General features: G+C 30.0%; 20 protein-coding genes. 17 read left to right on the top strand and 3 right to left on the bottom strand.

The genetic code is table 11. The features are described 5' to 3' along the window. Window positions 1-13: 13 nt before the first annotated feature. The gene (locus B2P65_RS06140) at window positions 14-1,051 is read left to right on the top strand and encodes a CotS family spore coat protein (RefSeq protein ID WP_346879775.1); all 1,038 of its coding nucleotides are present in this window, start codon (window positions 14-16) and stop codon (window positions 1,049-1,051) included. 34 nt (window positions 1,052-1,085) lie between these two features. Here B2P65_RS06140 and B2P65_RS06135 read toward each other — a convergent pair whose 3' ends face one another. Then, window positions 1,086-2,225 (bottom strand): glycosyltransferase family 1 protein, encoded by a 1,140-nt coding sequence (locus B2P65_RS06135; RefSeq protein ID WP_346879774.1) that lies wholly within the window; start codon window positions 2,223-2,225, stop codon window positions 1,086-1,088. A 118-nt stretch (window positions 2,226-2,343) separates the two neighbouring features. Between B2P65_RS06135 and B2P65_RS06130 the strand changes: the two genes are divergently transcribed. Then, window positions 2,344-3,345, top strand: coding sequence for a CotS family spore coat protein (locus tag B2P65_RS06130; RefSeq protein WP_346846977.1), 1,002 nt, complete (start codon window positions 2,344-2,346; stop codon window positions 3,343-3,345). Between the two features lie 79 nt (window positions 3,346-3,424). On the opposite strand, the gene adhE is transcribed toward B2P65_RS06130, so the two are convergent. Then, on the bottom strand, window positions 3,425-6,061 hold the full coding sequence (adhE, locus tag B2P65_RS06125; protein ID WP_346879773.1) for a bifunctional acetaldehyde-CoA/alcohol dehydrogenase: 2,637 nt from the start codon (window positions 6,059-6,061) through the stop codon (window positions 3,425-3,427). A 206-nt stretch (window positions 6,062-6,267) separates the two neighbouring features. Here adhE and yabG point away from each other — a divergent pair, with 206 nt between their 5' ends. From yabG to rho, 14 genes are all read left to right on the top strand, one after another. Further along, window positions 6,268-7,176, top strand: a complete 909-nt coding sequence (gene yabG, locus B2P65_RS06120; RefSeq protein ID WP_346846979.1) for a sporulation peptidase YabG — start codon at window positions 6,268-6,270, stop codon at window positions 7,174-7,176. Between the two features lie 634 nt (window positions 7,177-7,810). Beyond that, the gene (locus B2P65_RS06115) at window positions 7,811-8,047 is read left to right on the top strand and encodes a Veg family protein (RefSeq protein ID WP_035134339.1); all 237 of its coding nucleotides are present in this window, start codon (window positions 7,811-7,813) and stop codon (window positions 8,045-8,047) included. Between the two features lie 310 nt (window positions 8,048-8,357). Further along, a complete protein-coding gene (locus B2P65_RS06110) occupies window positions 8,358-9,920 on the top strand; it encodes a DUF3794 and LysM peptidoglycan-binding domain-containing protein (protein WP_346879772.1) in 1,563 nt (520 codons plus the stop codon). Between the two features lie 176 nt (window positions 9,921-10,096). Continuing rightward, window positions 10,097-10,939 carry a 4-(cytidine 5'-diphospho)-2-C-methyl-D-erythritol kinase gene (gene ispE / locus B2P65_RS06105; protein ID WP_346846983.1) on the top strand — a complete coding sequence of 281 codons (843 nt, stop codon included), beginning with the start codon at window positions 10,097-10,099 and terminating at the stop codon, window positions 10,937-10,939. 232 nt (window positions 10,940-11,171) lie between these two features. Further along, a complete protein-coding gene (locus tag B2P65_RS06100; RefSeq protein ID WP_346846984.1) occupies window positions 11,172-11,372 on the top strand; it encodes a CLC_0170 family protein in 201 nt (66 codons plus the stop codon). Window positions 11,373-11,436: 64 nt separating this feature from the next. Then, window positions 11,437-12,921 (top strand): spore germination protein, encoded by a 1,485-nt coding sequence (locus tag B2P65_RS06095; RefSeq protein ID WP_346879771.1) that lies wholly within the window; start codon window positions 11,437-11,439, stop codon window positions 12,919-12,921. Between the two features lie 28 nt (window positions 12,922-12,949). Then, window positions 12,950-14,050, top strand: a complete 1,101-nt coding sequence (locus B2P65_RS06090) for a GerAB/ArcD/ProY family transporter (RefSeq protein WP_346877566.1) — start codon at window positions 12,950-12,952, stop codon at window positions 14,048-14,050. Next, window positions 14,040-15,218: a Ger(x)C family spore germination protein gene (locus B2P65_RS06085; protein ID WP_346846987.1), complete on the top strand. Its 1,179-nt coding sequence runs from the start codon at window positions 14,040-14,042 to the stop codon at window positions 15,216-15,218. The genes B2P65_RS06090 and B2P65_RS06085 overlap by 11 nt, the downstream gene beginning before the upstream one ends. Window positions 15,219-15,331: 113 nt before the next feature. Further along, entirely contained in the window at window positions 15,332-16,063 is a 732-nt protein-coding gene (gene spoIIR / locus B2P65_RS06080; protein ID WP_346846988.1) for a stage II sporulation protein R, read from the top strand. A 120-nt stretch (window positions 16,064-16,183) separates the two neighbouring features. Further along, complete coding sequence (locus B2P65_RS06075; RefSeq protein ID WP_346846989.1) at window positions 16,184-17,206, top strand: D-alanine--D-alanine ligase family protein; 1,023 nt, start codon at window positions 16,184-16,186, stop codon at window positions 17,204-17,206. Between the two features lie 180 nt (window positions 17,207-17,386). Beyond that, complete coding sequence (locus B2P65_RS06070) at window positions 17,387-18,367, top strand: tRNA 4-thiouridine(8) synthase ThiI (protein ID WP_346846990.1); 981 nt, start codon at window positions 17,387-17,389, stop codon at window positions 18,365-18,367. A gap of 86 nt (window positions 18,368-18,453) precedes the next feature. Then, the gene (locus B2P65_RS06065; protein WP_346846991.1) at window positions 18,454-18,870 is read left to right on the top strand and encodes a DUF1934 domain-containing protein; all 417 of its coding nucleotides are present in this window, start codon (window positions 18,454-18,456) and stop codon (window positions 18,868-18,870) included. A 75-nt stretch (window positions 18,871-18,945) separates the two neighbouring features. Next, window positions 18,946-19,884, top strand: coding sequence for a sigma-54 interaction domain-containing protein (locus B2P65_RS06060; RefSeq protein ID WP_346846992.1), 939 nt, complete (start codon window positions 18,946-18,948; stop codon window positions 19,882-19,884). Between the two features lie 383 nt (window positions 19,885-20,267). Continuing rightward, window positions 20,268-21,773 carry a transcription termination factor Rho gene (rho, locus tag B2P65_RS06055; protein WP_346846993.1) on the top strand — a complete coding sequence of 502 codons (1,506 nt, stop codon included), beginning with the start codon at window positions 20,268-20,270 and terminating at the stop codon, window positions 21,771-21,773. A 95-nt stretch (window positions 21,774-21,868) separates the two neighbouring features. Here rho and rpmE read toward each other — a convergent pair whose 3' ends face one another. Then, complete coding sequence (rpmE, locus tag B2P65_RS06050) at window positions 21,869-22,078, bottom strand: 50S ribosomal protein L31 (RefSeq protein ID WP_035135372.1); 210 nt, start codon at window positions 22,076-22,078, stop codon at window positions 21,869-21,871. A gap of 229 nt (window positions 22,079-22,307) precedes the next feature. Here rpmE and B2P65_RS06045 point away from each other — a divergent pair, with 229 nt between their 5' ends. Continuing rightward, window positions 22,308-22,907, top strand: coding sequence for a thymidine kinase (locus B2P65_RS06045; protein WP_035135373.1), 600 nt, complete (start codon window positions 22,308-22,310; stop codon window positions 22,905-22,907). Window positions 22,908-22,958: the final 51 nt, after the last annotated feature.

Raw genomic sequence — 22,958 nt, 5'->3', positions numbered from 1 at the left:
TGACTGAAAGATTATGGAAAATAGATTTTCTTATAAGGAATGGCTTAGTAAATACAACTTAGATATAAAACTTTTTAATAGTTATGATTTTTTAGTAACGGATGTAATTCCATTAAGAAAGGTATTTATTCTGTTAACAGATAAGGGAAATAAAATATTAAAGAAAATAGATTATACCAAGGAAGATTTATATTTTATAGTATACGGTATAGATTATCTAACAAACAATGGATTTGATAGAATCATAAATTTTTATCGAAATAATATGGGACATATCACCACAGTGTGGAAGGACAGTACCTATGTAGTTATGGATTTGATAGAAGGCAGAGAGTGTGAATACAATAATCCTTTAGATATTAATATAGCAGTTAGGAGTCTAGCAGAGATGCATGAAGCATCAAGAGACATAGGATTTTCTAAGGATTGTAGCAGATTTAAAGGTTTTAAACTTATAAATAGTTATAAGGAAAAGCTTCAGGATTTAGAAAATATGAAGACTATGGCTTTAAGTTATAAGAATAAAAATGAGTTTCATGAAATATTTCTTACTCACGTAGATTATTTCCTTGAAAGAATGAAAAAGAGTATAGAAGTATTAGAAAAGTCACCTTACATGGAGCTATGTAAGGTGAAAAATAATTTTATTCTTTGTCATCATGATTTAGCTTATCACAATATTTTAATAAAGGATAATAAAGGATATTTTATAGATTTTGATTATTCCATAATAGATTTAAGAGTTCATGATATATGTAATTTTATAAATAAGACCACAAAGAATAGTTGCTATGACTTCAATATGTTGAAACAAATTATAAAAGAATATAATTCCATATCACCTATATCAAAGGAAGAGTACGAAGTGCTTTATGGAATGTTATTATTCCCAGAAGGATTTTACTCTATATCTAGAGATTATTTTTATAGAAAAAAACTTTGGAAATTTAATAGTTACCTGTATAAAATACAAAAAAAAGTGCAAGATATAGAGGAAAGACAAGATATGGTAGAAACATTCAAAAATATTTACAAATTGGCTACACCCTAGCCCCCCCTAGGATGTAGCATAAAAGGAAGATACTCTATGTATCTTCCTTTTTATCTGATGAAGTTATTTTTTTATAGCTATCTAGAGTTTGTATTGCGGTTCTCTCCCAGGATAGAGAGTTTACTTTCATAAAACCCTTATTAATTAAATCATTTCTCAATACATTATCTAGTAGTGCCTTTAAAATACTTTCTCCCAGTTCCTCTATAGAATAGGGAGAGCATAGTAGTGCACTGTCACCTAAAATTTCAGGCATAGAAGTTACATTGGATGCAACTACAGGAATACCGCATGCCATAGCCTCTAGAGGAGGAAGTCCAAAGCCTTCATAAAAGGAAGGATAAACTAGAAGGGCTGCATTATTGTATAGATAAGGCATATGTTCCATTGCTATAAAACCAGGAAATATGACTTTGTCAGTAATTTTTAACTTTTCACAAAGATTCTTATAAATACTATAGGATTTACCCTTAGTTCCTGCTATGACTAATTTCATTTCATTAGGTAGTTTACCATGAATTTTACTAAAAGCTTCTATAAGGCCAGAAATATTCTTTCGAGGACTGAAACCACCTGTATACAAAATATAATTTTTAGGTAAAGAATAGTATTTTTTTATTATAGTACTGCATAGAATTTTATCAAGGGGTTTATAGATATCTTCACTAGCTAAATAGGTAACATATATTTTTTCTTTTGGGAAATTAAAATCCTTTGATATATCTTCCTTAGAAAAATTAGAAACAGTAATTATACCATCACATCTATTTACTATATTCTCCATGGAACTGTTAAAAAGACTAAGATATTTATCACCAACTGTTTCTGGCATATGTGCTGGAATTGTATCATGGAGAGTGATAACAAAAGGAAGATTATGATCCAAAGGTAAGCCAATACCATTTTGAGGTACATGATATATGTTTAAATCTTCATTGTTTAAATTTATAGGAAGACTTACACTTTCCCAAAAATTATTAGTATTTATAATAGGAGTAGAGCAAATTTTAAAATTAGAGTTAAAGTTTATGGGTGTAGAATTACAATCACTAAAGAGGGTGTATTCATTTAAGGTATCAATTTTATTAATAGCGTTTATGAGCTGATAGGAATAAGTTCCTATACCTGTACCCCTGTACCACTTGGCAGCTCTAATGTCTATACCAATATTCATATAAATGCTCCTTTACAATAGGTATTATAATCCATACTATTCACTTAAACTCAAATATGTTATGGCTATTCTAAATTATGCTGTTGATACATATAAATTATAGAGGGGGTGCGAAATTATGATGAGAGAGTTTGAAATTGAACGTCAATTTGATATTAAAATTGAAAATATTAAACCTAATAAGGGTGTATATCAATTAAAAACTAATAAAGGTGTCAGGTGCTTAAAGAAAATAAGCTATGGTACTCAAAAATTATTCTTTGTATATGGAGCTAAAGAACATCTATACAATAATGGGTTTAAGAACATAGATAGATATTATCTTAATACAGAGGAAAAACCATATGCTCTAGTAAACGAAGATATTTATACTTTATCTCAATGGATAGAAGGGAGAGAATGTGATTTCCATAGTGATGATGATTTAATATTGGCATCTAGAGCTCTAGCTAATTTTCATTTAGCGTCAAAGGGATATGAACCATCTGAGAATAGTAAATTAAAATCTGACTTAGGAAGATGGCCTCATTTAATGGAAAAAAGAATAAAATCCTTTGATAAGATGAAAGAAATGGTTAGAAAGAAAAGGAATCATAAGACGGAGTTTGATTTAAATTATATAAAATCAATGGATTATTATAAAGTTTTAGGGCAAAAGGCCCTAGAGGTTCTAAATCAATCTAATTATTATAATATTTGTAGGATATCTGAGGAAGAAAAAAGTTTTTGTCATCATGACTTTACTTATCACAATATAATAGTAGACGAAAAAAATGAAGTAAGTATAATAGATTTCGATTACTGTAAAAGAGAGGTCAGAGCTTTTGATTTATCTAATTTTATGATTAAAGTTTTAAAGAGACGAGAATGGGATTTTGAGTTAGCAAAGCTTATAATTGATAATTATAATGAAATATCTCCAATAGAAGATGATGAATATATGGTGCTATATGCATTCTTGATGTTCCCTCAAAGATATTGGAGAATATGTAATAGGTATTATTATAATGAAGTAAATTGGGTACAAAACACTTTTAATAAGAAAATGGAGGAGCTTATACAAGAAAGAGAAAAATTTGAAAGTTTTATGAGACAATTTAAAGAATTCTATAATATTTAAGGAGATTATCCTTGAGAAGATAAAAAAGTTGTGGAATATGTGATATACCACAACTTTTCATTTTTAATTTAAATCCTTATTAAAAGGCATCCTTAATTAGTTCTGCAATTTCAGAAACTAGAGGTAGTCTAGGGTTTGAGATAGTACATTGATCTTCAAAAGCTTCATCGGCTAATGAATATAGTACAGAATCTAGATGCTCCTTAGTAATACCACATTGACTAAGGGTAGTTGGAACATTTAACTCTAGCATTAGGTTTCTGATAGCTTCCACCAAATTATTTACAGCTTCTTCACAGGTAGAGTGAGCTAAACCTAAAAACTTTGCTATTTCCATGAACTTTTCAGGAGCTTTATAATATTCATATTTAGGGAAGGCTACTAACTTACTTGGATTACTTCCATTATAGTTTATAACGTGTGGAAGCATGATAGCATTTGCTCTTCCGTGAGGTATATGGAATTCTGAACCTAATTTATGAGCTATACTATGATTAACTCCTAAAAATGCATTGGTAAATGCCATACCTGCAATACAAGAAGCATTGTGCATCTTTTCTCTAGCAAGAGCATTACTTCCATCTTTATATGCAATAGGTAGATATTTAAAAACAATCTCTATAGCTTTAAGAGCTAAGGCATCCGTATAATCGGAAGCCATGACAGATACATAAGCTTCTATAGCGTGAGTTAAAACATCTAACCCAGTATCTGCTGTAACTGATGGTGGTACAGTCATAACTAACTCCGGATCTATTATAGCAATATCAGGGGTTAGCTCATAATCTGCTAATGGATATTTTATATTATTCTCTTTATCAGTTATAACAGCAAAGGCTGTAACCTCAGACCCAGTTCCAGAGGTTGTAGGAATAGCAACTAATCTAGACTTTTTACCTAGAGAAGGAAACTTAAAAGCTCTTTTTCTTATATCCATAAATCTAAGTTTAAGACCATTAAAGTCTATATCAGGATTTTCGTAGAAGAGCCACATACCTTTAGCAGCATCCATTGCTGACCCTCCACCAAGGGCTATTATAACATCCGGTTCAAAGCTATTCATTTGAGCGGTTCCCCTCATGACAGTTTCTGTAGATGGGTCTGGCTCTACGTCTAAAAACACATTTACATCAAAGTTAGCTTTCTTAAGATGTCCCATTACTTTAGATACATATCCAAGTCTATCCATGAATTTATCTGCTACGATGAAGGCTCTTTTACCCTTAAGTTTTTCAAGGTATGAAAGAGACCCAGGTTCAAAGAAAATTCTTTCCGGAACTCTAAACCATTGCATATTAACTCTCCTTTTAGCTACGCGTTTAATATTTATTAAGTTGTTTGCACTAACATTTTGAGTTGTTGAATTTCTACCCATGGTTCCGCAACCCAAAGTTAATGAAGGAATATTTACATTATAAATATCTCCTATAGCACCTTGAGAGGAAGGAGAGTTTATTATTATTCTACCAACCTTAACTCTTCTAGAGAATTCCTCAATAACCTGGTCATTGGTAGAATGAAGAACAGCAGAGTGACCTAGACCACCAAAAGCAATCATATCTTCAGAGGCTTTTATTCCATCTTCAGTACTATCAACTATAAACATTGAAAGGATAGGACTAAGCTTTTCTCTTGAAAGAGGATAATCTGCACCGATTCCGCCAGGTTCACATACTAGAACCTTTGTGTCCTTTGGAACTTTAATATTAGCCATTTCTGCGATTTTTGTAGCTCCTTGACCTACTATGTTTGGATTCATAGATTGCCTTTTTCCATCTATAGCAACCTTTTGAAGTTTTAACATTTCTTCTTTATTAAGAAAGTAACAGTTACGTTCTTTTAAGAGAGAAATTACTTCATCACTAATTTCTCTATCTATAATAACTGCCTGTTCTGAGGCACAAATGGTACCATTATCAAAGGATTTTGATAGTACTAAGTCATTAACAGATCTTTTAATATTGGCTGTTTTTTCTATATAGCAAGGAACATTTCCTGCACCAACACCAAGAGCTGGCTTTCCAGTAGAGTAAGCTGATTTAACCATACCAGGACCACCGGTTGCAAGAATAATATCTACTCCAGGATGAAGCATAAGTTTTTGTGAACCTTCAATGGAAGGACTACTAATCCATTGAATACAATTCTTAGGAGCACCTGCTTTAATAGCTGCATCCAAAAGCAACTTAGCAGTAGCTATACTGCATTTTTGAGCCCTAGGATGAAAGCTAAATATTATAGGATTTTTAGTTTTTATAGCTATTAAGGATTTAAAGATTGTAGTGGAAGTAGGATTAGTAGTTGGAGTAACTCCTGCTACTACGCCTATAGGTTCTGCAACTTCCATATAATCTTCTTCTTCATTCACAATACCCACAGTTTTTAAATCTTTTATACTGTTGTATACATACTCAGAGGCAAATATATTTTTAGTTATTTTATCTTCATATACACCCATTTCTGTCTCATCTATAGCCATTTTAGCTAGTTCACGGTGTTTACTTAGGGCAGAGATTGTCATTTTTTTAACTATATTATCTATGGAATTTTGATCAAAGGTTAAAAATTCCTCGTAGGCATCACGAGCATTTTTAACAAGGTTATTAATTTCAGAATCCACAGATGATATAGCTTTATCAGCTGAATTGCTAGAGTTTGAAATGAAATCATTCTTAGACTCCTTAACAGATTTTGTATCAATTTTTTCAGTAGACATTTAGTATATACCCCCTAAACTTTGTTATTTATTTAACTAATTATATTATAACCCATGAAAATAATATTTCAACATATTTAGTTAAATTTTTATCAATCTTTTACTATATTTTTATATTTGTTTACCGAGTTCCATAGGTTTAATATCTCACAATTATTAAGTAAAGTTCATATGATATAAAGAGGAAATCATGAGGAGAGATATAGGTGAATATAGGTGATAGAGTAGTAAGAAAATCTTATAATAAAGATATAGTATTTAAAATAATAGATATAGAAATTGATGATGAGGGTGTTAAAAAATATTTATTAAAGGGGTTAAATATAAGAATTGAGGCAGATAGCATAGAAGATGATTTAGAGGTTATTGACAGTGAGGGAGTTGGGGAGAAGGATAAAGTATTTAATAAAAAAGTAAATACTGCTCTAAAGAAAGTTTTACTATCAAGGTCATATACAAGAGGGAGTTCCGCTGCATTAAGAGTTATAGACACTGAGATAAACAGAAAAGAAAAGAAAGGTACATCTTTTAAAAATAGTGAATTATTCTTTGGAAGACCAGGTAAAATTCTTCATATTGATGGTGATCCTCAATACCTAGATATTTGTTTAAAAACATATAAGCAATTATCCATTGAGGCTGTAGGTAAAGTCATAGCAGAAAAGGATCAGCCCTCCCAGATACTAGATTTAGTAAAGGAAATAAACCCAGATATAGTTGTAATTACGGGTCATGATGGAATGAGTAAGAATATATCAGATTATATGGATCTTGGAAACTATAGAAACTCAAAATACTTTGTAGAATGTGTTTCTTTATTAAGAAGCTATAATTCAAATTATGATGATTTGGTTATTTTTGCAGGTGCCTGTCAATCAAACTACGAAGCATTGCTTGATGCAGGCGCTAACTTTGCATCTTCCCCCAGTAGGGTCCTCATCCATTGTTTAGATCCAGTATTAATTTGTGAGAAGGTAGCTTACACAAATATCGAAGATATAGTAAATATTGAAGATGTAATTAAAAATACAATTACAGGTATTAAAGGGGTAGGAGGATTACAGACTAGAGGTAAATACAGAGAAGGATATCCTAAATCTCAGTATGTAAAGTAAATGAGAAAATTAGTTGTCATTTATATAATTTTAACTATAATGTTTATAGGGTGAAAACTCTGAAACCCGCATGAACAGAACAAATAGTTAACTAGTTATATAGTTATATATGCAAATAGTTATGAAGTTAAATAGGTATATAGGTTTATATATACCTATTTTCATATATAAATATTTATATATGAAGATACATTTAAGAAAATGCTGATAAAAACAGGAGAAATTTATAAAATATAAAACACTTAATTATAAGGGTCACATCAAGTTTCTAGGTGCTCTTTGTGGTACATCCAGTATGGTTTAATAGTGCAAAGTGCATAGTTTTAATTTATACCACAGATTTTTTTAAAACTCCCATACATTTTTATCTAAAAATATAGATTTATATAGTTATATGTGAATATTCTAAAAAATTCTACACATAATAATGTCAAGTTGGTTTCTGGCCATTATAGCTAAATAAATGACATAGGATTAAAAAAACAAAATAATACATAAAAATTTAACGAATATTTAACATTGACAAGTATTATTAAAATGTTGTAAAATATTTAGTTTGCTTGACATAAGGAGAGGTAACTGCTATAATAAAGTTGGAAGCCTTTATGGAAATATTAGAAAGAGGGTGTCTACTGTGAAGATGGGAAATGTATTGACTACGATAAAAAAAGATATCGAAAGTCATGTTGGCGAAAAAGTGACATTGAAGGCAAATGGAGGAAGACGTAAAGTAGTAGTAAATGATGGTGTTTTGGAAAAAACATATGACAGTATATTTACAATTAGACTTGATAATAATGTGCAACGTACTGTTAGTTATAGCTATAGTGATGTACTAACAAAAACTGTTCAGCTAGTGTTTGCAGGGTAAAATGAAGAGGTGTTCTTTTAAGAATGCCTCTTTTATTTTGCGTATAAACAGAGTTCTTAGCTTCTTCGAAGCTTTACTAACAGAATTCTTAGTATCAGTATTTTTGATACTTAGAATTCGTTGTCCTTTAGGGGAAATCGTTATCCAGGGACATAGCAGCTCTTTACTCCAGCTTTGAAAAAGATGGGAGTATTAGAGCTGGTAGTCATCGGATAAATAATTATTCTTTTAAGAAAATTTAATATAAGTAGTTATATTTCATAACATTCTCATATATACATTATTAGTAGGTATTTTAGGAGGGAAAGTTATGGATTTGGATTTGATAAAAGACTATATAGAATATGAGCAATCAATAGCTGAAAATGACACAAAGATGTTCATAAAGGAAGAATATGTTATACCTGATACGCTACCAGATGTGGATAATATACTAATGTTAGATGTAAAGCCTATGATAACAAATAAAGAGGTTGGAACTGATAAGGTAAATTTAGAGGGGCAACTTCAGTATACTATCCTTTATATGGCTAAAGATGGAGGAGCTACTGAAGCTCATTCAGTAGTATATAATGGTAACATTTTTGAGTCTATTGACATGATTGGTGCCCAATCAAATATGTATTGCGATATAGAGCTAAACATTGAACATATGGATTGTGTTATTATTAATGAAAGAAAGATAGCTATTCAAGGATTTATTATATGCAAGTGCAATGGATATAATATAAATTCCTTTGAGATAGTTAAAGATGTACATGAAGGAAAGGATATTCAGTTTTTAAAGAATCCTATGACTGTAGATAAGGTTATGGAACCTATAGAAACTGAATTAGTTGGAAAAGCAGAAGTTAAAATCGACATGGATAAAAATGAGTGTCTAAAGGTTATAAAATATGACGTTACTATTGGTAAGAAGGATGTAAGAATATATGATGGTGGACTCAAGATAGAGGCTATGGCTAATGTAGCTATATTATATAAAGGCAAGAATGGAAGAGATTTGTTCTGTGTTTCAGAAAGTGTACCTTTATATAAAGAAGTTACCGTTGATGAGTTAAAACCAAATATGGAATACTTCACTGAATTTGAAGTTCAATCCTTTGAATATGATGTTATACAAGATGATATGGGTGAAAACAGAGTAATTGATGTAGAATTTGTAGTTAAAGCTATTACTCATGTAATGTATAAAGAAGAAGTAGAAGTTATACAAGATGTATATTGCCCTACAAAACTATTAAACATGGATATTAAAGAAAATAATATTAATGTGATACAAGGTCATGGATATACTGAAAGTTTGGTTAAAGGAGATATTGACGTAAAGAATGATGATTTAAAACCAATTAAAGTTATAATGACTACAGGAAATGTATCTATTACTGACAAAAATATTAAAAATGATAAGATAGAAATTGAAGGATTATTAAAGGTTGATGTTTTATATTCAACTGAGGATGAAGAGCAGTATTTAGTTACTGTAGAGGATGAGATTCCTTTTAGTTGCAAGGTTGATATAGCTGGAACAAATCCAAATATGCAAGCAAATGCTAATATATCTCTAGAGATGATAGAGGGAAGTTTAGAAGCTGGGAATGTATCTATTAGAGCCATTGTTAAAGTTCATTGTAAGGCATATTACAATATTAAAAATAAATTTGTTGTTAACATGGCAATTAATGATGGTGAAGTTCCAGAGAAAAAAGCAAGTATAATAATATATGTAGTTCAGCCAGAGGATACGCTTTGGAGCATAGCTAAGAAATACTTGACTACAGTTGATGAAATTATGAATATTAATGAATTAGCTGAGGGGGAAGAAGTTAAGCCATCTCAGAAATTAATTATACCAGGAAGAGCTACAGTTTAAAGATTTTAAATTAGATATATTTAATATTTATTAAGTAGAAATGCCATGAAGGGTAGTATTAGCTCTATACTTCATGGCATTTTATTTTGATAAGCTGAGTATCGCACTTATAAACAGAGTTCTTGACGTAAAGAGTAAAAAGGATTATTCTCATTTGTAGTGAGGTGTATGAATAGATGAAGGTAAAAGCTTATGGTAAAGTAAATATAGTCCTTGATATTATTGGGAAAAGAGAAGATGGATATCATCTTTTAAGGATGATTATGCAAACTGTTAATATATATGATGAATTAACTTTTAATAAAGGAGCAGAAGGAATACATATTACAAGTAATAAGGAGTTTGTCCCTACAGATAATAAAAACCTTGTGTATAAAGCAATAGAGTTATTTTGTGATACCTATGGCATAAAAAGAGAGATGGAAGTTCATATTGAAAAGAATATTCCTGTAGAAGCTGGCATGGCAGGAGGAAGTACTGATGCAGCAGCAGCTTTAAGAGCTATGAGGGATATATATAAACCTAATGTTAGTAATGAAGAGCTTAGATTACTTGGAGTTAAACTAGGAGCAGATGTACCATATTGTATAGAAGGGGGAACGGCTCTTTGTGAAGGGATTGGAGAAGTTATAACTCCCCTTAAGGATTTTAAAGATAAACTAATGGTAGTTGTTAAGCCCAACTTTGGGGTATCTACAGTGGATACTTATAAGGGTTTTAAGCTTAATGAGGTAAAGGTTCATCCTAATGTGGAAGGTGTTATAAAAGCTATGGCTAGGGATGATGTTAAATATGTAGCTGATAATATGATGAATTTACTAGAGCTTGTAACAATAAAGGATCATAAGGAAATTGAGGATATAAAGGACTTTATGTGCAAAGAAGGCGCACTAGGAGCAATGATGAGTGGAAGTGGACCTACTGTTTTTGGCTTTTTTAATGACATTAATAAAGCAAATCAGTGTGCGGATAGGTTACTGGAACAGTATAAAGAGGTTTTTGTTACAAGAACCATCTAGAATTTCTTTAGAAAATAATAGCCATAATATAATTAGAGATAAGAGCGTGATTCAAGGAGAATTGCACTCTTATTTTTTTCGTTAAATTAGATTTTAAGAAGGTTAAAGGTTTATGCAAAGAATTCTGTTTATGAATATAAACTTTATATTAAGGTAAAACTAGGTTTGCAGGAAATTGTTAAGGTTCCAGATAGCTGATAAATTAAAATATAAATTTGAAGGATGATAATTTATGATGAGACTTTTAATTGAAAGATTTGATATATACCTAGTAATACTAATATTAGTATCTGGGTATATGATGGTAGGTAGCGATGTAAGGTATTTTTCAAGAGAGGATAAGCAAAAAGCTAAAAAACAAAGTTTAGTAATTGGGATAGCTATGATGTTAGTTGTGGTTGGAATGTTTATTCTGAGAGGAATCGTTATCTAAAATAATAGATACAGAAGAAATTAGATTTTTAATTTTGTGGCACTGAAGGGAAGGAGATATCTATATGAAGGATCAAATTCGTGAACATATTTCTAATAGCACAAGAGAGAATATGGATTATCTTAAGAAATTATTTAAAGATACATCCGACATGGTATTTAGGGAATTTAAGTTTGGAGACATTCTTTGTGGAGTCATATATATAGATGGTATGGCAGATAAGGAATTATTAAATGATTTTTTACTTGAACCTATGATGAAGATGAGTGGAAATGTAACTGATTCTAAGGAGATAAAAGATCGAATTATAGCTATATCTGATATGAGAGAAGTTAATAAGTTAAGTGATGGAATTACTGCAATATTATCAGGTGAAAGTTTAGTTTTAATAGATAACCTACAAGGAGCATTAGTGGTAGCTAATAGAGCTTGGCCTAATCGTGGAGTTGGTGAACCCTCAGGAGAAACTGTAATACGTGGATCTAGAGAAGGTTTTACAGAAACTATTAGGTTTAATACAGCACTTCTTAGAAGAAGAATTAGGGATGTAGGCCTTAAAATTGAGGGAAGACAATGTGGTGTTAGATCTAAAACCGATATGGCTATAGTATACATAGATGACATAGTAAATACTGATGTATTAGAAGAATTGAAGAGAAGATTAGATAGAATTGATATTGATGCAATTTTAGATAGTGGTTATGTTGAGCAATTTATTGAAGATAATGATAGAACTCCATTTCCTCAAGTGCAAAGTACTGAAAGACCAGATGTGGTAGCTGCTGCTTTATATGAAGGAAGAATAGGAATAATTGTAGATGGCTCACCTTTTGCATTAATTGTTCCAGCGGTGTTAGTGGATTTCTTTCAATCACCAGATGATTACTATACAAGTTGGATAAGTGGAAGTATGGTAAGGTTCATCAGAATTGTAGGAATACTGGTATCTTTAGTTTTACCCGCTTTGTATGTAGCTGTAACCACATTTCACACAGACTTAATTCCTACAAAACTAGCATATACTATAGCTTCATCTAGAGAGGGAGTACCCTTTGCTGCCTATGTAGAGGTATTACTCATGGAAGCTAGTTTAGCCTTTTTAGTTGAAGCTATTATAAAATTACCGAAACCAGTTGGTTCTACTATTGGTATAGTTGGAGGACTTATAATAGGTCAATCAGCTGTAGAGGCAGGACTCGTTAGTCCTATAATGGTTATAGTTTTAGGACTTACAGCAATAACAACATTTTTAATACCTAACTATACAGTAACTTCGGCCTTTACTTATTTTAGAATAATGATTATTATTCTAGCAGCAGTTTTTGGTTTGTATGGAATAATGCTAGGTATTATATTCTTAATAATTCATTTAACGAGAATAAAAAGTTTTGGAATACCTTACCTTGCTCCAGCAGTAGATTTAATTTGGAGTGATTTAAAGGATCTATATGTAAGAATGCCGCTTAAAGTCTTTAAGGATAGGCCACATTTCTTAAAGCCACGAGATGAAGTGAGACAGAAAACTAAAAGACAAGGTGGTACTAAATAAGGTGTTACCATAGCTGGGAGGTTGAAATATGAAAAATAAAGGATTTATTGAAGAATTTGCACTCTTTGCTAGCCTATCAGTATCCATGATAGGGGTAGGTGTTTTTTATGCTCCCGCTATTGTAGCTAAATATGTAGGAGCGGATAGTTGGATATCTGCAATAATAGCAGGAATTGCAATTTGTTTAATTCTTTTTTGTATATATGAAATAGTTAAAATAAATAAATATAAGGATATTACACCTATATTAAAAGATACCTATGGAGGGGTTTTAGGAACAATAATATCTTTAATATATTCATTGGTGATAATAATTGTTTTAGCATTTTCTCTTAGGGTATTTTCTGAGGTTATAACCATGTATCTTTTAGTTAACACACCTACTGAAGTAATAATAATAACATTTATATTTATAGGAATGTATTTAAGTCGTGGAGGCCTTGTTAATGTGGTACATTTTAATGAAATAGCCTTCTGGGTTATGTTTTTACCTTTAGCAATAATTTTATTGTTAACTTTACCTGAAGCAAATTTTAAAAATCTTTTACCAATAGGTGCTTCGCCTATTCAAAACTACTTTATATCTAGTTTTGAAATGCTATTTCTATTTAATGGCTTTTCTATTGCTTTTATTTTGATACCCTATGTAAGAGAAAAAGGAAAGATTGGTCCTATTTTGAGAAGAAGTAGTCTTTTTGTAGGTCTGTTCTATGTGATAATATTTATCTTAGTGTCTGCTACTTTATCATCAGTACAAACTGCTGAAAGTATATTCCCAACCATAACAATGCTACAATCTATAAGTTCAAGAAGTGGATTTTTGGAAAAATGGGATGGTTTAGTTATGTCCTTGTGGGTAATATTCTATTTTACATCCTTTGCTAATATATATTACTTTGCTTCTTCCATATTAAAAGAGAGTCTTAATTTAGATGATATTAGAACGTCATCTATGATATATGTTCCTATAGTATATTTAGCAGCTATGATACCTAAAAGTATTATAGAAGTAAGAAATTTTAAGTTTGGCTATTTAAGAATTGGTTTTATTACAACAATTATAGTTGTGATAGGAATAACTCTATTATTAAGCTATATAAAGAAAAGGAGGATGCAAAGTGAAGAATAAGATAATAAAACTTATTCCTATAATGATGATATCTTTACTTCTTACTGGATGTTGGGATAGTGTAGAGATTGATAGAAAAGCCTTTGTATCTACCATAGCAATAGATGTAGGTGAAGATATTAAAGCTAGGAGTGAAATAATAAATTCTAAGGAGAATACATCAGAAGAGAGTATTGAAAAAAATAATACATTAAGAGTTACTTATGGATTTCCAGACATTAGAAATATGGATTCTAAAAAGGGTACTGCTTCAGAACTTTCTATAACGGTAGAAGGGTATTCAATGACGGATACATACTTTAAAGCTCTTGCAAAGAGTAGTAGAACTCTTCACTTTGGACATAGTAAACTATTACTTTTAAGTGAAGACTTATTTAAGTATCCTGAAGTTTTACAAGAAGTAATGGATTATATTGAAAGAGAACCAAGTTTAAATAGAACAATTATGATGACTATAGTTAAAGGAAAGGCCAAGGATTATGTAGAAGTTAAGCCTGTAACTGAAGAAAATATTGATAATTATATTACTAGTCTTATGGGTAACAGTAGTAAAAATGGGACAGTAGCACCTGTAAATTTAACAAAATATATAGACATGGTTAAATCTTACAATTCCAGTGCGTTACCAGTCTTTTCCCTTGAAAATGAAAAAGATATACAGCTTACAGGTATGGCTGTTATAAAAGATTTTACCATAAAGGATTATTTAGATAATAATCAGATGACAGATATTCAAATACTTAGAGGAGATATTGGTTCTTGTAGAAAGGCTATAAATAAAGAAGGGCATAATATAGACTACTATATAAAAAATGTAGATAGAGATTTACATATAGATTATAAAGATAATAAATTAAAGCTTAAGTACACCATTGATACAGAAGGTACTTTAAAGGGGTATTATTCTAAAGCTGAATCTTTAGATAGTGAGGTTATAAAGGAGATTGAACAACAATTTAATGAGTCTATGAAAAAGGATTTCCAAGAGCTTATAGATTTTACTAGAAATAATTTAAAGGTAGATGTATTAGATATTGGAAGTGATATAAGAAGGTTTCATAAAGGAATTTGGAATGAAGTAAAAGATAACTGGCCACAGGCTCTTGAAAATGCAGAAATATCTATTGAAGTAAACAATGATATAAGAAATATAGGGTTATCAAATTAAATATTAAAAGTATGATGTTCTAAAATATTAATAAAAATATTATTAAAAGTGAATATAACTTGTCCATGTGGTAACAATTAAGATATGATTTTAAGTTTTAGGAGGAAGAAACAATGAAAAAAATTATATCTATAGTTGTTACCATATTTTTTATAGTTATACTTTTAGTTAAGGTACAGGGAGTTGAAGCAGCTAATTTTATTTCTGAAAATAAGATGTCTAATAATGTTTCAATAGATGATATATCAGGAAAGTTAATTAGGTTTCACGTTATTGCTAATAGTGATAGTGAGAAAGATCAAAATCTAAAGCTTAAAGTTAGAGATAAAGTTTTAGAATATGTACAACCACTTTTAAAAGACAGTAAGAATATAGAAGAATCAAGAGAGATTTTAAATAGGGAAAACGAAAAAGTTCTTGAGATAGCTAGAGAAGTTATAAAAGAAAATGGTTATGACTATTCTGTAGAATCTACCCTAGATAAAGAGAACTTTCCTGTTAAAACCTATGGTAATATTACTTTGCCTCAAGGAGAATATGAAGCATATAGAATAATAATTGGAACTGGTGAAGGCCAAAATTGGTGGTGTGTTATGTTTCCTCCTATATGTTTTGTAGATATAACAAAAGGTGAAGTTGCCTATGAAGAGACTGAAGAGGAAATGAAAAAAGTTTTAGATGATGAAGAATTCAATATGGTGGATAACACTAATTCAGAAAATGTTAGTAGTGAAAAAATAGAAGAGATTAAAGAAGTAAGTGATGCTTTAGCGGATAATACGGAAGATGATAATATAGTAATAAAATTTAAAATAGAAGATATATTGAAAAATCTGTTTAAATAATATTGAATATGGTAGTGAACATATATAAAATATAAGGAGTATAATTTATTTATGTTCACTATTTAATTTTACAGTGAATAGATTGTACCAAGGATAAAATTATTGTTAGGAGTGATAAATATGAAGAAGGTAGCGATACTATTTGGAGGACAATCAACAGAACATGAGGTGTCTAGGGTATCGGCAACATCTGTTCTAAATCATATAGATAAAGAAAAATATAGTATATTTCCAGTAGGTATAACCAAAGAGGGAAAATGGTTTCTTTATAAAGGTGATATAGAGAATATAGGAAATGGAAAATGGGAAGAAGACTATAAAAATCAAGTTGAAGATGGAATTAAATTATTACTAAATAAAGAGGTAGACGTAGTTTTTCCTGTACTTCATGGTATGTATGGTGAGGATGGTACTATTCAAGGGCTATGTAAACTTATGAAATTACCATGTGTAGGTCCTTCAGTTATGAGTTCAGCTGTATGTATGGATAAGGTTTATACGAAATATCTTTTAGAACATGAAGGTATAAAACAAGCAGACTATGTAGTGGTAAATGCCTTTGATTATGGAAATGATAGTGAGAAATTTATAAATAAAATTGAACATAAGCTAGGATATCCTTGTTTTGTAAAACCAGCTAACAGTGGTTCTTCGGTAGGAATAACCAAAGCTCATGATAGAGAAAGTCTTGAAAATGGATTAATAGAAGCTTTAAAACATGATAGAAAGATTCTTGTGGAGGAAGGATTAAATGCTAGGGAAATAGAAGTTTCTGTACTTGGAAATGATGACCCTAAAGCTTCAGTTCCAGGAGAGATAATTCCAGCTAAGGAATTTTATGATTATGAAGCTAAGTATTCTAATGCAGAATCTAAACTTTTAATTCCAGCTAATTTAAATGATGAAGAGATGGCTACTATAAGAAGTTTATCCCTTAAAATTTATAAGAAATTAGATTGTGCAGGCATGGCTAGAGTGGACTTTTTAGTAGATAAGGAAAGTGGAGAAATATATTTAAATGAAGTAAACACTATACCAGGCTTCACAAGTATAAGCATGTACCCTAAAATGTGGGAAGCTACAGGGTTATCCTATAGTAATCTTATAGATAGATTAATTGAATTGGCAGTTGAAAGAGGTTAGTAAGTAAAATTTACTAACCATTACTTTCAAGTTGCTAGTAATAAAAGAAAATAGTAATATTATTATATGTGTTATTTTTAATATTTCTATAAGTTAATGTGATATAAAGAGATTAATATACTATAGATTAGAGTAAAAGATACAAGATAAAGAAACTAAGAGAGTTAGGTGAAGAAAAAAATGACAAGAGCATTAGCTATGGTTTCAGGCGGTTTAGATAGTATTCTTGCAGCAAAGTTAATTAAAGATCAAGGAATTGAGGTTATTGGAATATGCTTTAAATCTTATTTTTTTAACGAAGAAAATGCAAGAAGAATGGTAAAACAGATAGATATTCCTTTAGAAGTAGTAGATTTTAAGGAAGAACATTTTAAGATGGTTAAAAATCCTAAAAACGGATATGGGAAAAATATGAATCCTTGTATTGATTGTCATGCTATGATGATGAAGTACTGTGGACAACTCTTAGAAAAATTAGATGCAGATTTTATTATAACTGGAGAGGTTTTAAATCAAAGACCTATGTCTCAAAATAGAAGTGCATTAGATAAAGTTAAGAATGAAAGTGGAATAGGAAGCAAAATTCTTCGTCCTCTTTGTGCTAAAAATCTTAAACCTACAGAGATGGAAGAGAATGGCCTTGTAGATAGGGAAAGACTTTTAAATATTCAAGGTAGAGGAAGAAAGATTCAAATGGAGCTTGCTGATAAGTGGGGTATAAAGGAATATCCATCACCAGCAGGAGGATGCAAATTAACAGAGCCAAATTATTCTGTTAGGTTAAAAGAACTTTTATCTCATAACCAAAATCCAGAGGAAAGAGAGCTTGAATTACTTAGAATAGGTCGTCATTTTAGAGTTACACCTAAGGCTAAGGTTATATCTACAAGAACTCAAGAAGAAGGAGAAATGATAAAAAGTCTTCTTAAGGAAGGTGATACAATACTATTAGTTCAGGACTTTAATGGTTCTATGATAGTAATTATAGGTGAAGCTACAGAAGAAGTAATATCTATTGCAGCTAAGATTGCTATAAGATATAGTAAAGGTAAAGATGAACCAAAGGTCACTGTTAGATATTCAGAGTTTGGAAGTAAGGATCACAGGATTGTAGAAGAGACTTGTGCAACTGATGAGGAAATAAATTCTTATCTTATATAGAAAAGTTTTTAGAAGAGTAAATAAAATAGCCTTAGAGTTTAAATATATTTTAAATAAGATTCTTAGGAAGAATAGAGGTAAATATTATGGATAAGGATGCTATAATTAGAGTAAGTAGTATACAGAATAATGATGAGGATGAATGCATTGAAATTGTTAGTCCAGGATCATTTTTCAAAGAAGATGATGAGTATGTTGCTACGTATGAAGAAACAGAACTTTCGGGGTTAGGGGATACGTTAACTACTTTTAGAATAGGTGAAAATTATTTTAATCTTATAAGAGAAGGGGATGTAAATACTAATATGGAGTTTAAAAATGGGAGTAGTTCGTCTATTCTTTATAATACTCCTCATGGTGGATTATCTATTAAAATTAAAACTAATGATGTAAACATAGATATTAATGAAGCTGGTGGAAAAGTAAAAGTTGACTATGATGTAATAATAGCCAAAGACCAAATTATTAATACTAAGCTTGTAGCTACCATAAATGTTAAATAGTACAAAAATGTTTTACTTAGAAGCTATGCATAATTATATAATGCATAGCTTCTATTATTAAAGGAGTTGTGAATTTTGTATAGCTTTGAAGATATAATTGGGAATAGTAAAGAAATAAGAAATGTTAAAGAATTAGCTATGAAGGTATGTAATTCAAAATCTCCAATTTTCGTTTATGGTGATACTGGCACAGGCAAAGAATTGATAGTACAAGCTATACATAATAGTTCAATAAGAAGAAAAAAGCCCTTTATAGCACAGAACTGTGCTGCAATTCCAGACAATTTATTAGAGAGTATTTTTTTTGGAGTAGGAAAAGGTGGTTTTACTGGAGCTATAGAGTCAGAAGGGTTATTTGATATAGCCAATGGTGGTACTTTGTATTTAGATGAGTTAAATTCTATGGATATAATGTTTCAAGGAAAGTTCTTAAGGGTTCTTCAAGAAGGAGAATTTAGAAGAATCGGTGAGACTAACACTAGAAAAACAGATATAAGAATAATAGCATCAGTAAATGAGAATCCTGATTTTTTAGTTAAGAGCAATAAATTAAGAAAAGATTTATACTATAGACTTAATGTTATAAGAATTAACATGCCTGAATTAAATTCTAGAAAAGAAGACATACCTATACTTGTATCAATGTTTATAGAAAAGCATAATAAAAGATTAGGTACTAATGTTAATGGAATAGATAGTTATGCATTAGAAATTTTAATGAAAAAAGACTATGATGGAAATGTGAGAGAATTAGAACATATAATCGAAGGTGCTTTAAATTATAAAAGGCATGGAATTATTGAAATATCTGATTTGCAATTAGGAAATATTATTGAAAGTTTGTCCCTTAAAGATAAACTTGTGAATATGGAAATTAAATATATAAAGGAAGCTTTAATTATTCATAGTAATAATGTAAGTAAAGCAAGTAAATTTCTTAATATACCAAGGCAAACACTTCAATATAAAATAACTAAGTATAATATAATGGATTTGATAGATAAGGATAAGTAGTTTTAAATTATTATAGATTATTTAAATAGCTTAGTTCTGTATATGTATAGAAATATTTGGTTAAAATAATAAACAGAGTTCTTAGATTTTTCAATTTAAAGTAAAATATTTATTGATATAACAATAAATATTTTAGTTGGTAATAGATTTTTTGAAAATATAGTGTATACTTATATAGTAAAATCTATACTACAGCAAGTTTAGTTATATATAATTATATGAATAGATTAAACAAATAAAATAAACAATACAAAATTTTAATACATTTTAAAAGAAAGCTTCAAACTTCTATCATTTATAAATAATATCGAATTATATTAATCATATAAATATTATTTTCCAAAGTTACATTTAAATGAAATATACAATTAGGAGGTGATCCTTTGAATAGTGAAAATTTACATAGCATGAGTGTTATAGAATTAAAGAGTATTGCAAAGGAATTAGGAATAAAAAATATTACTAAGTTTAAAAAGAATGAATTAATTGAAGAAATTGAAAGAGTATCTTTAAAATCTGTTGAGATTAAAAATGAAGAAGATTCCCATAAGGATGATGAAAAAATACAACCTGCTCAAATAAAAAAAGAAGGTATAATTCTTAAGGAGAAACTTACTAAGAAAGATGTAGAAGAAGATAATAGTAAAGATGAAGTTATTAGTAAAGGTTTGGACATTGAAGAATCAAAGGAAACTGTAGTGGAAGAAAAGGTTGATAGTATAGAAGAAAAGCGTGAAAGATTAAAGAGTTTAATAAGTGAATCAGAAACATCAAAAGGAATATTCGAATTAAGTGACAATGCTAATTTTGGATTACTTAGAATGAATAACTATTTAAGTGGAAATAACGATATATATGTTTCAATATCCCAAGTTAGAAGATTTAATCTTAAGAATGGTGATGAAGTAGAAGGTAAAGTAAGAAGCTCTAAAGAAGGAGAAAAGTATCAAGCTCTTCTACAAGTAACAAAAATAAATGGTGAAAATCCAGAGAGAGCTGTTGGGAGAACATCTTTTGAGAGACTAACTCCTATATATCCTACAGAGAGATTGAAATTAGAAACTGAAGATTCTAAAGATTTATCAACTAGATTAATGGACATATTATCACCTATAGGGAAAGGTCAAAGAGGTGTAATAGTTGCTCCACCTAAAGCGGGAAAGACTTCTATCTTAAAGAAAATTGCTCATAGTATAGCAGTTAATCATCCAGAAGTTAAAGTTATAGTACTTCTTATCGACGAAAGACCAGAAGAGGTTACAGACATGCAAAGATCTATTAAGGGAGATGTAATTTACTCAACCTTTGATGAAGAGCCAGAACATCATGCGAAGGTAGCTTATATGGTACTTGAAAGAGCAAAAAGGATGGTAGAACAAGGACAAGATGTAATAATTCTTTTAGATAGTTTAACAAGATTAGCTAGAGCTTACAACTTAACAATAACTAGAACGGGTAGAACTCTATCAGGTGGATTAGATACAGGAGCTTTACTTATGCCTAAAAAGTTTTTTGGTGCAGCTAGAAATGTTGAGGAAGGCGGAAGTTTAACTATTCTTGCTACAGCTTTGGTTGAGACTGGAAGTAGGATGGATGATATGATTTTTGAAGAGTTTAAGGGTACTGGTAACATGGAAGTACACCTTGATAGACAGCTACAAGAACGTAGAATCTTCCCAGCTATAGATATTTATAAGTCAGGAACTCGTAGAGAGGATTTGCTTCTTACAAAATCACAGCTTGAAGTTAGTTATAACATAAGAAAGATTATGTATAAGACAGGGAACCCTCAAGCTGTTACTGAAAAACTTATAGGAATTTTATCAAAAACTAACAATAATGAAGAATTTTTTGAAATTGTATCTAAAAACCAAGACATATTAAAATAGATTATATGAAAAGCCATAGGTAGAGTTTATACCTATGGCTTTTGGACATAAAAAAATAGGAGAAGTATTCTTCTCCTACATAAAAATATATATGATTATTCGCTTTTAAGGTTGAATTTTTTCATAAACTTGTCAACTCTTCCACCAACGTCTACATTCTTTTGCTTACCAGTAAAGAATGGATGACATTTTGAACAAATATCAACTTTTAATTCTGATTTAACAGAACCTGTTACAAAAGTATTACCACAAGCACACTTAACAACAGCTTCGTCGTTATAGTTTGGATGTATTCCTTCTTGCATTTCATTTCACCTCTTTCGATATAACATACATACCCGTATTATCAACTATTAGATTATAACATAGAGATAAAATAAGGTCAATATGATTATTAATTGTATTATATAGTATTAGTGTATATAAAAATATTTATTTTTGAAAATGTACTTATAATATTAATTTGATTAATGGAGTTTTTTCTACTAAAATAATATTATGTGATTAATTGATGGACTTTGGAGGAATATTACTATGAGTAAACTATATTTTAGATATGGAGCAATGAATTGTGGAAAGTCTACAAATCTTCTTCAAGTAGCTTATAATTATGAAGAAAGAGGAATGAAAGTAATAATAATTAAACCCAAGACTGATACAAAGGGAGGAAATAAAATTGTATCTAGGCTTGGAGTTACAAAAGAAGTAGATTTAAGTTTTTCTAAAGGAGAGAATATTTTTACTACTGTAGAAGATTATATAAAGAAAAATGGACAAATTCACTGCATACTAGCAGATGAAGTTCAGTTTTTTACAAAAGCTCAAGTTGATGAAATGTTTATGATAGCTGTTAAATTAAATATTCCAGTAATATGCTATGGTTTAAGAACAGATTTTCAGATGGAGGGCTTTGAAGGTAGTGAAAGACTTTTACTAGTAGCTCATAGTTTAGAGGAGCTAAAAACAATTTGTAAATGTGGTAAGAAAGCTATATTAAATGGAAGAAAGATTAATGGTAAATTTGTTTTTGAAGGTAATCAAGTTGCCATTGATAATGAAGATAATGTAGAGTACGAGTCTCTTTGTGCAGAATGTTATATTAAGTATGAAGAGGAAGCAGCAAATAGCAGATAACAACTAAAATAATAGGATGCTTATATTAAGATAATATTATGAAGTTAGAAA

Origin of the sequence: Clostridium sp. UBA3061, assembly GCF_002367465.1 — a bacterium.
In the GTDB taxonomy this organism is placed as follows: Bacteria; Bacillota; Clostridia; order Clostridiales; family Clostridiaceae; genus Clostridium_J; species Clostridium_J sulfidigenes.
This window is presented reverse-complemented; position numbering and strand designations above follow the sequence as displayed.

What these genes read in the sequence shown, in the direction of transcription:
- B2P65_RS06110 (WP_346879772.1), top strand. Translation starts at nt 8,358, where the DNA reads ATGGATTTGGATTTGATAAAAGACTATATAGAATATGAGCAATCAATA.
- B2P65_RS06140 (WP_346879775.1), top strand. Translation starts at nt 14, where the DNA reads ATGGAAAATAGATTTTCTTATAAGGAATGGCTTAGTAAATACAACTTA.
- B2P65_RS06075 (WP_346846989.1), top strand. Translation starts at nt 16,184, where the DNA reads ATGAAGAAGGTAGCGATACTATTTGGAGGACAATCAACAGAACATGAG.
- B2P65_RS06065 (WP_346846991.1), top strand. Translation starts at nt 18,454, where the DNA reads ATGGATAAGGATGCTATAATTAGAGTAAGTAGTATACAGAATAATGAT.
- ispE (WP_346846983.1), top strand. Translation starts at nt 10,097, where the DNA reads ATGAAGGTAAAAGCTTATGGTAAAGTAAATATAGTCCTTGATATTATT.
- B2P65_RS06070 (WP_346846990.1), top strand. Translation starts at nt 17,387, where the DNA reads ATGACAAGAGCATTAGCTATGGTTTCAGGCGGTTTAGATAGTATTCTT.
- B2P65_RS06045 (WP_035135373.1), top strand. Translation starts at nt 22,308, where the DNA reads ATGAGTAAACTATATTTTAGATATGGAGCAATGAATTGTGGAAAGTCT.
- B2P65_RS06135 (WP_346879774.1), bottom strand. Translation starts at nt 2,225, where the DNA reads ATGAATATTGGTATAGACATTAGAGCTGCCAAGTGGTACAGGGGTACA.
- B2P65_RS06090 (WP_346877566.1), top strand. Translation starts at nt 12,950, where the DNA reads ATGAAAAATAAAGGATTTATTGAAGAATTTGCACTCTTTGCTAGCCTA.
- B2P65_RS06095 (WP_346879771.1), top strand. Translation starts at nt 11,437, where the DNA reads ATGAAGGATCAAATTCGTGAACATATTTCTAATAGCACAAGAGAGAAT.
- B2P65_RS06130 (WP_346846977.1), top strand. Translation starts at nt 2,344, where the DNA reads ATGATGAGAGAGTTTGAAATTGAACGTCAATTTGATATTAAAATTGAA.
- B2P65_RS06100 (WP_346846984.1), top strand. Translation starts at nt 11,172, where the DNA reads ATGATGAGACTTTTAATTGAAAGATTTGATATATACCTAGTAATACTA.
- adhE (WP_346879773.1), bottom strand. Translation starts at nt 6,061, where the DNA reads ATGTCTACTGAAAAAATTGATACAAAATCTGTTAAGGAGTCTAAGAAT.
- rpmE (WP_035135372.1), bottom strand. Translation starts at nt 22,078, where the DNA reads ATGCAAGAAGGAATACATCCAAACTATAACGACGAAGCTGTTGTTAAG.
- spoIIR (WP_346846988.1), top strand. Translation starts at nt 15,332, where the DNA reads ATGAAAAAAATTATATCTATAGTTGTTACCATATTTTTTATAGTTATA.